This window comes from Vibrio tapetis subsp. quintayensis (genome assembly GCF_030409945.1).
Classification (GTDB): Bacteria; Pseudomonadota; Gammaproteobacteria; order Enterobacterales; family Vibrionaceae; genus Vibrio; species Vibrio quintayensis.
The window spans coordinates 159,632-172,433 of the sequence record NZ_JAUFQV010000025.1 but is presented as its reverse complement, the minus strand read 5'-3'; the positions used below and the strand labels follow the sequence as shown (position 1 = coordinate 172,433).

Annotated in this window: 11 protein-coding genes; 6 read left to right on the top strand and 5 right to left on the bottom strand. The window is 42.9% G+C overall.

Going from position 1 to position 12,802, the window contains the following annotated elements; genetic code table 11:
* Nucleotides 1–21: 21 nt before the first annotated feature.
* Nucleotides 22–1,434 carry a H(+)/Cl(-) exchange transporter ClcA gene (gene clcA / locus QWZ04_RS10520; protein ID WP_290327731.1) on the bottom strand — a complete coding sequence of 471 codons (1,413 nt, stop codon included), beginning with the start codon at nucleotides 1,432–1,434 and terminating at the stop codon, nucleotides 22–24.
* Between the two features lie 444 nt (nucleotides 1,435–1,878).
* On the opposite strand from clcA, the gene QWZ04_RS10515 reads away from it, so the two are divergent.
* A complete protein-coding gene (locus QWZ04_RS10515; RefSeq protein WP_290327729.1) occupies nucleotides 1,879–2,877 on the top strand; it encodes a CobW family GTP-binding protein in 999 nt (332 codons plus the stop codon).
* 58 nt (nucleotides 2,878–2,935) lie between these two features.
* Here the strand turns inward: QWZ04_RS10515 and QWZ04_RS10510 are convergent, their stop codons facing one another.
* Both QWZ04_RS10510 and ylqF read right to left on the bottom strand, forming a co-directional pair.
* Complete coding sequence (locus QWZ04_RS10510; RefSeq protein ID WP_290327727.1) at nucleotides 2,936–3,730, bottom strand: EAL domain-containing protein; 795 nt, start codon at nucleotides 3,728–3,730, stop codon at nucleotides 2,936–2,938.
* Between the two features lie 170 nt (nucleotides 3,731–3,900).
* Nucleotides 3,901–4,836, bottom strand: a complete 936-nt coding sequence (gene ylqF / locus QWZ04_RS10505) for a ribosome biogenesis GTPase YlqF (protein ID WP_290327726.1) — start codon at nucleotides 4,834–4,836, stop codon at nucleotides 3,901–3,903.
* Nucleotides 4,837–5,218: 382 nt separating this feature from the next.
* Here ylqF and uhpT point away from each other — a divergent pair, with 382 nt between their 5' ends.
* The 4 genes from uhpT (at nucleotide 5,219) to QWZ04_RS10485 (ending at nucleotide 10,283) form a co-directional block, all read left to right on the top strand.
* The gene (gene uhpT, locus QWZ04_RS10500) at nucleotides 5,219–6,613 is read left to right on the top strand and encodes a hexose-6-phosphate:phosphate antiporter UhpT (RefSeq protein ID WP_290327724.1); all 1,395 of its coding nucleotides are present in this window, start codon (nucleotides 5,219–5,221) and stop codon (nucleotides 6,611–6,613) included.
* A gap of 168 nt (nucleotides 6,614–6,781) precedes the next feature.
* Nucleotides 6,782–7,390 carry a response regulator transcription factor UhpA gene (uhpA, locus tag QWZ04_RS10495; RefSeq protein ID WP_290327722.1) on the top strand — a complete coding sequence of 203 codons (609 nt, stop codon included), beginning with the start codon at nucleotides 6,782–6,784 and terminating at the stop codon, nucleotides 7,388–7,390.
* The gene (gene uhpB, locus QWZ04_RS10490) at nucleotides 7,390–8,949 is read left to right on the top strand and encodes a signal transduction histidine-protein kinase/phosphatase UhpB (protein ID WP_290327720.1); all 1,560 of its coding nucleotides are present in this window, start codon (nucleotides 7,390–7,392) and stop codon (nucleotides 8,947–8,949) included. Before uhpA ends, uhpB begins: the two co-directional genes overlap by 1 nt.
* An 8-nt stretch (nucleotides 8,950–8,957) precedes the next feature.
* Nucleotides 8,958–10,283 (top strand): MFS transporter, encoded by a 1,326-nt coding sequence (locus QWZ04_RS10485; protein WP_290327770.1) that lies wholly within the window; start codon nucleotides 8,958–8,960, stop codon nucleotides 10,281–10,283.
* Between the two features lie 2 nt (nucleotides 10,284–10,285).
* On the opposite strand, the gene QWZ04_RS10480 is transcribed toward QWZ04_RS10485, so the two are convergent.
* A complete protein-coding gene (locus tag QWZ04_RS10480; RefSeq protein ID WP_290327718.1) occupies nucleotides 10,286–11,089 on the bottom strand; it encodes an EAL domain-containing protein in 804 nt (267 codons plus the stop codon).
* A 297-nt stretch (nucleotides 11,090–11,386) separates the two neighbouring features.
* A complete protein-coding gene (locus QWZ04_RS10475; RefSeq protein ID WP_290327694.1) occupies nucleotides 11,387–12,025 on the bottom strand; it encodes a hypothetical protein in 639 nt (212 codons plus the stop codon).
* A gap of 350 nt (nucleotides 12,026–12,375) precedes the next feature.
* On the opposite strand from QWZ04_RS10475, the gene QWZ04_RS10470 reads away from it, so the two are divergent.
* Nucleotides 12,376–12,618, top strand: coding sequence for a DUF2164 domain-containing protein (locus QWZ04_RS10470; RefSeq protein WP_290327692.1), 243 nt, complete (start codon nucleotides 12,376–12,378; stop codon nucleotides 12,616–12,618).
* Nucleotides 12,619–12,802 lie beyond the last annotated feature (184 nt).

Below are 12,802 nucleotides of genomic sequence, written 5' to 3'. Positions count from 1 at the left end.
GTTTTGTCGGATAAAACAGCTTTATTTACTCACTTCATTGTTTTCAGTGGGCAAATCTTGTTGTCTGAGCTTATCGTTTTTTAAGGTACGATGAAGCAGTTGGCTATAAATCGGTTGGCCGCCAAACAGTTGCGCGATAATAACTGCGCCTAGGCACGTAATGATAAGGGGCAGGATGAGGTAATAATTGTTGGTCATTTCTATGACCAGTAAGATGCCAGTTATCGGCGCTCTGACCGTTGCGGCAAAAAGCGCGCCCATGCCAGCGATCGCAAACATTCCCGCTTCTATGGGTAATCCTGGAAGTAGTGTTTGTGCCGTTAACCCGAACGCATAACCAAATAAAGTGCCCAGCGCGAGCATTGGGGCAAATATGCCTCCCGGCGCCCCGGACCCAAAACAAAGTAGGGTTGTTAGAATACGGCCTAGAAACAGCAATAGTAGAACATTTGTTCCGTACTCTCCCTCCGTGACAGCGGGAATTAACCCAATACCGCCTCCGGTCAGTTCAGGTACATACAGTAAGAGCAAGCCAAAACTGCCACCAAGCAGAGTGCCCGTCATCAAATATCGTTTGCGATCATTCTTGTGAATGGCGACAAAGGCATCTTGAGACAGGGTAACCAATTTGTTGAACACAACCCCAAACAGCCCAAATAAAACGCCAAGTAACAAGAATAGCCATAAAGCCTGTAGATCTGGGGCTTGGTACTGAGGCATCGTAATGACCGCTTGCTGACCGTTGATTGAGCGGAACACGATGTTAGCGGAAATTGCAGAGATGATGACGGCTTTGATCGATATGAGGGAATAACGAAACTGAGGGCGCATTTCTTCAACCACAAACATAATACCGGCTAACGGCGCGTTGAATGCCGCAGCAAGTCCACCAGCGGCTCCGGAGGCAAGTAGGGAGTGTTTTGTATCGTCGTTTTTTACACGAAAAATATCACATACCATGCGGCCAATGTTCCCGCCCATCTGCACTGTTGGGCCCTCACGCCCTAGCACCATACCGGAGCCCAATGCGCCTAGGCCTCCTATGAATTTAACAGGGAGAACGCGCCACCATCTTACAGGACGCATGTTGTCCATCGCGCCCTCAATTTCAGGTATTCCTGAGCCTGCGGCTTCAGGAGCAAATTTATGAACGAGAAAATAGCCAATGAATGCCAATGCAGCGCTGATGATAAAAGCAGCAAGCCATAACGGAACCGCATTACCGATTTCGTTTTTCAGCCAATCTGTTCGGGTCTCTGAGACAAAATGAACACCAAGCTCAAATAATGTACCTAGGAGCCCAGCCAAAATACCGACAATGCAAGACTGAATTAGAACAGATACTGGCGTGGTGTCTCGAGAAAGGAATTGATTAATCGCACCACGAGGTAGGTGTGAAAGCAAAGACTGCCTAACCTTTTCTTTTCTTGTCATTTTTTGATGCCTAGCAGGAGGAGTAGAGTGGATAGGAGTAATTATAAGTCATCTGAACGTCATCAACAGGTATAAGAATGGAAATTACAATTGCAAAAATAGTATGTGCATATTTCAAAAATGGCGAGTTTAAAATCTGAAGCAGCATCACACAATCAAGATTGTGCGAGCCAATGACTTGAAAACTTGGGGATGTGTACCATAGTTAACGTGTAAGGCGAAGTAACTCGAATCAACATGGAGGAGAAGGCGCTTTATTCACAATTTGGACGGAATCGGAAAAAATTGTAATTCCTCGTACATTGTTTAGGGCCATCGTTCGCCCTAATCCGCAAACTCACGATATGAGTCTCGAGGTAAAGGCGTACTTTAAAGAGTACGCCTTTTGTCTTTTAGTAACACATCAAAACCGAGTATACTCCTTGCTAATAAAGGAGTTTATTTATGATTACTGCAGTCCCTACCAATATTATTACCGGATTTTTAGGCGTTGGCAAAACCACGGCCATTCTTAATTTGCTTAAAAATAAACCAGAATCGGAAAACTGGGCTGTTTTGGTTAACGAGTTTGGTGAAATTGGTATCGACGGCGCACTAATGTCAGAGCATGGAGCGATGATCAAACAAGTTCCTGGTGGCTGCATGTGTTGTACGGCAGGCGTTCCCATGTCAGTTGGGATTAACGCTCTTTTACGTCAAAACCCAGATCGCTTGATCATCGAGCCAACAGGCTTAGGCCATCCGAAGCAAGTAGTGGCGGTTCTTACATCAGATCAATATCAAACAAGTGTTGATTTAAAAGCGACGTTGGCCTTGGTGGACCCGAGAAATCTGAGTGATGAGAAGTACACCTCAAACAGCAATTTCAATGATCAACTCGACAGTGCCGATGTCATCATCGCCAATAAAGCGGATCAATGTTCAAAAAGTGACCTACAGCAATTTGAACAATGGATCGAGACATCGAATGATCAAGGGAAAGTGCATGAAGTTGTCAGCCTCGGCGAAATTTCGTTGCATCTGCTTGATAGGGAGAGACTGCAAGGTGTAGAGTCGACCAAGATACATGCTCACCATCATGAGCATGCCGATCTAGAACCACAATTCATGCTGGAACCCGGCCAGTCGTTCGTAAGAAAAGAGAACAAAGGTCAGGGACACTTTAGTTGCGGTTGGCTATTTGGCGCGGAACATATCTTCGATTTTGATCTGATGTTTAGCATGCTAAGTGCACTAACCGCTGAACGAGTCAAAGCTGTGGTGAATACCACAAACGGTTGTTATTCGTTTAACTTAGCTAACGGCGTACTTTCTGTAAATCAAATGAGCCTAGATGGGTTTGAAACCAGAATGGAAGTGATCGATAGCCAGCCATTGAATTGGGATCAACTGGAAGCGGCGCTGCTGCATATTGGTGGTATAACAGAACCAAAAAGCGAGTGAATTAGCTATTTTACTAAAGTGAGGTTTTTCCTCACTTTATTTAAACTAGGTCCTGAGGCTAAGGCTTGCTATTACGTTTTGCTAGTGGGGCAGGCCTTGCGAGATAAAAGCCTTGGTAAAAATCGATATTAAGGCGCTTCATTGCGACGAGTTGCTCTTGGGTTTCAATTCCCTCTATCACGGTAGGAGCATGTAAGTTTTGACCCAATTCTAGCGTCTCGTGCAGAGGCTGCTTATCACCCGCCATATAGGCTAACAATAACCCTCTGTCTATCTTCAAAACATTTGGCTTGATTAACGCTACGCGCTCTAAGTTAGAAGATAGGCTCCCAAAATCGTCAATGGCAACGTGAAATCCATTGTCTTTCAGTTCATTTACCGCGCAGCTTAATGCGTCGTCATCGGTGGATTCACTTTCAATAATTTCTTTAACTATTTGACCTGGCTTTACGCCGATCTCATCAAGGCGAACCAATAGTAGAGAGTTAGTTTCTTGAGAGTTAGCACGATGCTCATTGGAAATAGGCAGAGTATTGATGAACAGCTTTAAATGCGATTGCTCGGATTGAGCAAAATTCCGGAGGTGGATTGATTGGCTTAACCGATCTATATTGATTTTGTCAGTATTAGGTAGAGTACTGGAAGCGAAGATGTCAGATGGCACCATCGGGGAGCTATTGATCGCGCAATTAAACCTGACTAGCGCTTCGTATCCGATAATGTCATTAGACTGATCGAAAATAGGCTGAAAAACACTACTGAGCAGCCAGTCTTTATACTGACCATAGTGCAACTTTGTCTTTTCATCGACTCTGCAGCGGGAACTGAAATCCAAACGAGATGATAAAATCATTTTTTGGCTACTACCTCGACCAAAATCTGGGTTGGTTGTGCTCGCACTATTCTTGCAGCGGCACGATCACGTAATATGCCAAAGTACCATTACTGAGTAAAAGCCAAAGTAAAAATAACAAAAATGGGGAGCGACATCCCCATTCTAGCTATTTATCAGTCGTGTTACGGTTATCTTTTGTTTCTGAGATAACGCTTACGGCGTTCTTCTTTTTTCTTAATTTGTTCTTCTGCTTTCTTCTCGGCGGCCGCTTCAACTTCGATCAGTTCTTTTGTGATCATTTCAGGTAGCTCAAGCGTGACCTTACCTAAGGTGCCATTTCGAAGTTCATGCAAAAGGATTTCAGATGCCTTGTGTAAATCGATACGTCCACCAGAACGCAATGCGCCACGTTTACGGCCGATGGCTTCCATTAGCTCTACGTCAGATTCCGGCAACTCTTCAATCTGGTAGCGCTCTTTAAGCAGATCAGGGTACTGCTGTGCCAAGTATTCAACGGTATAAAACGCGACTTCATCGTATTCCATTGCCGTGTCTTTTACCGCGCCAGTTGCTGCTAGGCGGAAGCCACTATGAGGGTTTTCAACTTTTGGCCACAGGATCCCTGGCGTATCCGATAGCACAACACCGTTTTGTAGGTTGATTCGCTGCTGACGTCGTGTCACAGCCGGTTGGTTACCTGTTACTGCAATAGTACGGCCCGCGAGCGAATTGATAATGGTGGATTTGCCAACGTTAGGTATGCCCATGATCATTGTACGTATGTTCTTGCCAAGCTGCTCTCGGTGAGGAGCAAGCTTACGGACCGTATCCATGATTTGTTGGATCTCTGCAGGTATAGAGGTAGTGACCGCCATTGCCTTTACACCTTGCTCTTTTTCAAGGTGCTTAATCCAAAGCTCTGTTAATTCAGGATCCGCAAGATCACGTTTATTCAGCACTTTCACACAAGGCTTATCGCCGCGCAAAGTAGAGATCATTGGATTTTCGCTGCTAAAAGGAATGCGAGCATCGAGAACTTCAATGATGACATCTACTTGAGGGATAACTTCTTCGATTTCTTTGCGGGCTTTGTGCATGTGGCCCGGAAACCATTGGATAGACATTGAGATAAACCTTGTATAACTAAACTTGGTGCCAATTGTAATAGCTTATACGAGAGGGTAAAGGGTTTTATTAAGAGTAAATGCAAATACGTAATTAACCAAACCAATGAATTATCCATATCAATTGTGATCTTATTCACGATTTCTTCGTCAATGCGGCTGATCTAAGAATTTTTCCTAACGATGTTAAGCCCGTTTCTCAAGCCAGATCCCTGCTTCATTTTTACAATCAGTCTCATCAATAAGAGCTGCGCCAATGAATGGAACGATTGATAGTTTGATTAATTTGGGCCGCGGTATGAATTTGACTGTTTGGTGCGATGACTGCATGTCGAAAGCGCACGAAATGGATGGACTTTAGTGAGTGTCGTGAGGATTTCACATGTTAAAACTGCTAGAACAGGTTAGAAAACCAACCGTAGACTTGCCTGTAGAACAACGTCGTAAAATGTGGTTCAAACCGTTTATACAGTCGTACTTGGTTGTATTTATTGGATACTTAACCATGTATTTAATTCGAAAAAACTTTAATGTCGCGCAAAACGACATGATCTCGACCTATGGTCTGTCCATGACCGATTTAGGTTTGATTGGCCTAGGCTTTTCGATTACTTATGGTATCGGTAAAACGGTTGTTTCTTATTATGCTGATGGAAAGAATACCAAACAGTTTTTGCCATTTATGTTGATTCTTTCAGGCATTGCGATGATTGGCTTCAGCATGAGCTTGGGTGGGTCGAGCATTAGCTTATTCCTCATGATCGCATTCTACGGCTTGAGCGGTTTCTTCCAAAGTACGGGCGGCCCTTCTAGTTATTCTACGATCACTAAGTGGACGCCGCGCAACAAGCGAGGCAGTTATTTAGGCTTATGGAATATGTCCCACAATGTCGGTGGTGCGGGTGCTGCAGGCGTTGCGTTATTTGGTGCGAACTACTTGTTTGACGGCCATGTGATTGGCATGTTTGTTTTCCCATCGATCATTGCGATTGTTGTCGGTTTCTTTGGGCTACGTTTTGGTAATGACTCACCAGAAGCTTATGGACTGGGTAAAGTAGAAGAACTGTTTGACGAAGAGCTGAGCCAAGAAGACATAGACACTGAAGAAAATCAGATGACTAAGCGCGAAATCTTCATGGAATACGTGCTGAAAAACAAAGTAATTTGGTTATTGTGCTTTGCGAATATCTTCTTATACATCGTGCGCATCGGTATTGACCAATGGTCAACAGTATACGCATATCAAGAGTTAGGTTTATCTAAAGAAACGGCAATTTCTGGTTTTACGCTATTTGAAGTAGGTGCGCTGGTCGGAACGTTAATGTGGGGATATCTATCTGACTTAGCGAACGGGCGCCGTGCGTTAGTGGCCTGTGTTTCCTTGGTATTGATTATATTTGCTCTTGAATTTTACCAACATGCGACCAATGAGTACATGTACTTAGGCTCACTGTTTATTTTAGGTTTCTTGGTATTTGGTCCACAGTTGTTGATCGGTGTTGCGGCAGTAGGCTTTGTTCCTAAAAAGGCGATCAGTGTAGCCGACGGCGTTAAAGGCACATTTGCTTATCTAATTGGTGATAGCTTTGCAAAATTGGGGTTAGGTATGATTGCCGATGGAACCCCTATTTTTGGCCTAACAGGTTGGGCGGGTACTTTCGCTGCTTTGGACACGTCGGCGGTCATATGTATAGGGTTACTTCTTTTTGTAGCCATTGCGGAAGAGAAAAAAATACGCCAAGCGAAAAAACTGTTGGCAGCTTCTGAAGCGGCATAACATCGTTTGAAATAACGACAGCCACCTAGAGCGTAAGTTCTCGGTGGCATTTTTGGTTTTATAGATTACAAGATTACAAGATTGCATTTGCTTACGGGCCTTCAATTGCTTGCCTAGCGAAAGGTTTGAGAGTAATTTAGCCCGTTTTTAAACATAGGTAGATCCAATATGATCAAAGTTGCTCTTATTGACGATCACATGATCGTGCGTTCAGGGTTTGCTCAACTTCTGTCGTTGGAAGACGACATAGACGTAGTGGGCGAATATGGCAGTGCGAAAGAAGCAAGAGCAGGACTGCCAACGACATTACCTATGGTGTGTATTGTTGATATTTCCATGCCAGACGAAAGTGGATTGGATTTACTTCAAGATATTCCGTCGTCAATTGCGTGTGTCATGCTAAGTGTTCACGATACTGCGGGTATGGTAGAAAAAGCATTAGAGGCAGGGGCAAAGGGGTACCTTAGTAAGCGTTGTAGCCCTGAAGAGTTAATTCAGGCTGTGCGGACTGCATCTGCCGGTGGTTGCTACTTAACGCCTGATATTGCTTTAAAACTCGCTTCGGGTGGACGTGACGCGAGTTACCTGAATAAGTTGACCAAACGCGAGCGTCAAATTGGTGAAATGTTGGCGTCTGGTTTAGACGTTAAATCGGTCGCATTAGAGTTAGGACTGAGCCATAAAACGGTCCATGTACACCGAGCGAATGCCATGGACAAACTGAACGTCAAAAACAACGTTGGTTTGTGTAAGCACTTCCAAGGTGATGGGATCTGATGCGAAACTATACGGTTATGTCGCTTTGTGGCTGGTTCCTGATGTTAACCAGCTGGTTTTGTTTGTGGGTCATCGGCTACTATTTTGTCATGGACGCAGAGCTAGCAATCTTGTTGTTCCCTTTTGCACTGCGACTAGGTGTGAGCTTGCATTCTCCTAAGAAGTACTGGCCAGCCATTTATGGAGCGGAATGGTTTTTAACCATCTCTCTGGCCGTTCTATTAGCGCAACCTCAGTGGCTAACAGTTTTAGCGGCGAGTGTCGCCAGTATCCCAATTATCTGGTTTGTACAAAAATACAGTGTAGATACTCAGTGGCGCCGCTTAAGCACGATGGGGGGCGTGATTGTGTTGACGGCGCTGATTAATACAGCCTTTATCGCCACTCACGGTCACCCGATAGGTTTGGTTTTTTTAGTTAGCATTACAGGTGGCTTAATGCTGGTTCCTAGTTGCTACCTCGTCTGGAGTTACCTTTTCAAAAGTACATGGGTACCACTGACTGCCGATTTGGTCTCTAGGCATATTGAATTTCGAACGCGTCATGTCATGTTTTATGCACTGCTATTTATGTTGAGTATTGCCCTGCAAGTGGGCTTGCCCGAGGAGTTACGTCGTTTCGCGCCGTTTTGCTTGGCGATACCTATTATCTTATTAGCGTTTAGATACGGATGGCAGGGCGCATTATTAGGCACATTATTGAACAGTGTGGCGTTGATCGCAGCGAGAAGTGGCGTTTCTAATATGGAAATTACGGACCTCTTATTGTCGTTATCGGCTCAGAGCTTAACAGGGATTCTTCTAGGTATTGGGATTCAAAGGCAACGTGATTTGAACGCACAGCTGCGCGATGAATTGAGCAGAAATCAAAACTTGTCGCGTCAATTGATCAAAGCCGAAGAATCAGTAAGAAAGGACATAGCCCGCGAGTTGCATGATGAAATTGGACAAAATATTACCGCTATCAGAACCCAGGCGAGCATCATTAAAAGAGTGGAAAGAACAAATATGGGTGAACGCTGCGCCGATCTCATCGAAAGCTTGTCTTTGAATGTTTATGATACAACTAAAGGGTTGTTGACCAAACTTAGGCCCAAAACACTAGATGACTTTGGCTTACAAGAAGCGGTGGAACAATTAGTACGAGATCTAGAGTTTGAAGAGCACGGCATGAGAGTGGTTATCGTTTGGCAGCCAAGTAAACCCAATCTTCAGCGTGATGACAGTAGAATCATAGACCTCAGCGACGCGACAAACGTGACAGTGTATCGAATATGTCAAGAAGCGCTTAATAACGTTGTAAAGTATTCACAAGCGACAGAAGTTAGCATCAGTATTGATGTTGGAGAATGGGTAAAACTGTCGATCATTGATAACGGAGTTGGATTCAAACCCCAAGACAATCTTAAAGGCTTTGGATTGCGGGGAATACGAGAGCGAGTTCAGGCATTGGGTGGCCAAATTAATTTGCACAGTGTGTGCGGTGATAAGGCACAACACCCAACATCAGACCGTGAGTTAAGTGGCACTAACTTGTCTGTTTCGCTACCGATTTTGTAGGGACTATGATGTTCGATTTCTTAAAGTCTTCACCCACTGTGCAACATGATTATTCCAACGAAGAAGTCGCCCAGCAGTATACGTATTGGCGTTTCCATATCATGATGACGATGTACCTAGGTTACGCTGTATTTTACTTCACACGTAAAAGCTTTAATTACGCTATGCCAGCATTGATTTCTGATTTAGGGCTGGATAAAGGTGATATAGGCCTAATTGGAACGTTGTTTTACGTGACTTACGGTTGTTCAAAGTTTGTATCCGGCATCATTTCTGACCGTTCTAATCCACGATATTTTATGGGGCTTGGTCTGATCGCGACAGGTGTTGTCAATATCGTCTTTGGATTATCAAGTTCTGTTGCGATGTTCACGGGACTGTGGGTACTTAACGCTTGGTTTCAAGGGTGGGGGTGGCCCTCTTGCTCTAAGTTACTCACCACTTGGTATTCGCGCTCTGAAAGAGGATTTTGGTGGGCACTATGGAATACGGCCCACAATGTGGGAGGGGCTATCATTCCTTTGCTCATCGGATACCTTACATGGCACTACAGTTGGCGGCATGGGTTTATTGTAACGGGCAGTTTGGCTGTTTTGGTTGGTATGTATTTGTGCTGGCGTTTAAGAGATAAGCCAACCAGTATGGGCTTACCAACGGTTGGTCGTTGGCGTCACGATCACCTAGAGCTCGCCCAAGAAAATGAAGGGCTTGGTATGAGCTCTAAAGAGATTTTGAATAAGTATGTATTGCGTAATAAATACATATGGTTATTAGCCTTCAGCTATGTGTTGGTCTACATAGTGCGCACCGCGATTAACGACTGGGGAAACCTGTATTTAACGGAGCAGCATCATTACGACCTGATGAGTGCGAATGGAGCACTATCGCTATTCGAAATTGGTGGGTTCGTTGGGTCATTAGTCGCAGGTTGGGGGTCGGATAAGTTATTCGGTGGCAATAGAGGGCCAATGAACCTTATTTTTGCTATGGGGATATTTTTGTCTGTTTCTGCTCTTTGGCTCATGCCGATTTCGGGTTTTGTATTTCATGCAGCGGCACTGTTCTCGGTTGGATTTTTTGTTTTTGGGCCACAAATGTTAATCGGAATGGCGGCTGCTGAGTGTTCCCATAAAGATTCTGTTGGCGCTGCGACAGGCTTCGTTGGCTTATTTGCTTATATGGGAGCCGCATTGGCGGGTTATCCACTGGCTTTAATTATGGAAAGTTATCAATGGAATGGGTTTTTTGTCGTTATAGCTTCAGCATCTGCTGTAGTTGGGTTGTTATTATTGCCATTTTTGAAAGCACAAACGCCCGATAGATCGGTAGTTTAGGCTTAACAAACAGAGGCTAATAGTATCGGTTTAGGCCGAATACCAATCGGTTCTGGTTGAGCCAAATGATAACCTTGAAACATATCTATATTGAGTTGAACCATACGATCAAACTGCTCTTTGGTTTCAATGCCTTCAATTACGGTCTTTGCGCCCACTTCAGCCGCCACTTTAAGGGCGGAATATAGTGGAGCGACAAGGCCACTCATGAATTGATCTAAAATACTGCGGTCAATTTTGAGGATTTTTGGGTTAAGCAGTGTCACGCGCTCTTTGTTGGATGCGTTACTACCATAGTCGTCAACAGCGATGGTACAGCCACTTTGTTCGATGACAGCCTTAACGCGAGAAAGCAACACTTGGTCTTTAACTTCAAGTTCAATAAATTCCATGACTATTTGGTTGCTTTTTAAATTCAAAGCTTTGATGTACGCGCGAATCTTACTGCTGTTATGCATATCCAGTTGATTAAATGTTGGATCAGGTAAGATATTGAGGAAGAGTTTTTTGTCGTTATGTTCAGATTGAGCGAAGTTTAGAATATGTATTGCACGACTTAGTGCTTCAATTGAAATCTTGAGTTCGTTTGAGTAGTCATCGGTATGGAAAAATGCGTCTGGGCTGATCGTACTGCCGTCATCTGCGTGAATCCGCAATAAAGCCTCTAGGCCAATAATGTCTTTATTTGCTGTAAATATAGGCTGGAAAACACTTTTTAGCACTAAGCCTGAAAAGTGAGCATAATGCTCGCCATTGCTATCCTGTTGGATACAATTATTTATTTGCTCAATGCTTGATAGAATCATAGTTATTTACGGAAATTAAAGAATTAATTATAAAACGAATTTTGTCGGCATTTTTGACCTGAATCATTTATTTGTCAAGTGTTTGATGCTTGTGCTTTTAAGTGATTGTTAAATAATGAATTGTTAATTCATTTGTAATATATAAAATAATGATAACTTCAACTGAATGTATATAGTTATAAGGGGGTTAGTTTGACGTGTATATTATGGTTACTTCAATTATGTGCTGATTTTTAATTTCGTCGTTAGCTCTCTAAATAGAGAATATATAACTTATAAAAACTATAACACAATAAATTAACGCTGCCATTCAATGATGGAGTACAGCTGAATGTACTTTCTTACAGCACTTTTGCTTTGTGGTTTGAGTAGCGGGTGGCCATATTTTATGTAACATGGAGCCAAATCAAAGTGCTGCTCCAAATCCTTACGAATGCTTGTAGCACATTCATAATGATTGATACCTTGCTGTATATAAAGGCTATTATCGTCAGGTACAGATTCATTCCACCAAGAAAATAGTTCGCGACTTGCTTTGTTGCGGCTAAACCAATGATCACTTATCACGACAAGCAAGTCGTTAGGCTGGATGGCATATCCATATTCTGCTTGCCAGAGATTGATATCCTCGAGAATGTTTTTTCTACAGCTCTTACTGGCGTTCATTAAATGATGGCTATGCACCCATACGGTGCCAATCTCAGATGTGACACGAAAATGGCTAGGTTGGGTTTCTCCTTTACCGTTATCAATGGCTTCGAAGTAATTCTTATGATCAAATTGCGTAAATTGGCTAGACATACGACGCGCAAAAGCAAGGCCTAAATGGTGATTACTCATGCCTTTGTTATGCACAGTGGGGTAGTGATTTTGGCACAGTAATAAACAATCGTTTTGAAATACGTTCAATCCTTGAATGACCAGATCTTTTAACAATTGATGTGCTCCAGTGATAACATGTTTTCTATCCATCCATTAGTTGTTGATTTTATACAGTGACTTAGCGGACTAGGTTCAATTAATTAAACCGATTTATGGTCGTAGATTTAGAACAACAACGATAATAGATTGAGCTCGATAAGACTGAGAGGTACACCTAATTATATAAAGGTTTCCTATCTTTCTAGTGATTTTGTCCCAGAAAGGCAAAACAATGACCATCAGTGCGATCAATATCAATGTCGAATGTATCAAAGCCTTACGGTTAGCTTAAGTGACTTAGACTTAAGATGTGCTAAGTTAGTAAAAATATTCATAATATCCATTGTTTATCAAGGAAGCGTAGTGTGTCGAACATAAAAATTGAATCAAAGCGTAAAAATGAATTGGTCCTAGAACTTCAAACATACTTACAAGATGAGTTAGATCTAGAGGTAGGCCAGTTTGATGCCGATTTTCTTTTGGACTTCATGGCAAAGAAGATCGGCCCTGTAATTTACAACCAAGCGCTGAATGATGCGCTGAAAGTGTTCGAATCTAAAATGATGGATGTAAGCGATGGGATTTACGAGATAGAAAAGGATGAATAGAAATGCCACATAAAAACAATTGGTTATGATTTCACATTGCATTCTTAACCTAGTTTTACACTGTAAATTGTTCACTATCCTGAAAGTTCAATTTAACTCGTTCGAAAAAATTGAATGAGTTAGTCAATATTCCCATCTTTTTACCATGGCCATTATAGTAAATAATTCTCATCAACATCTTAAC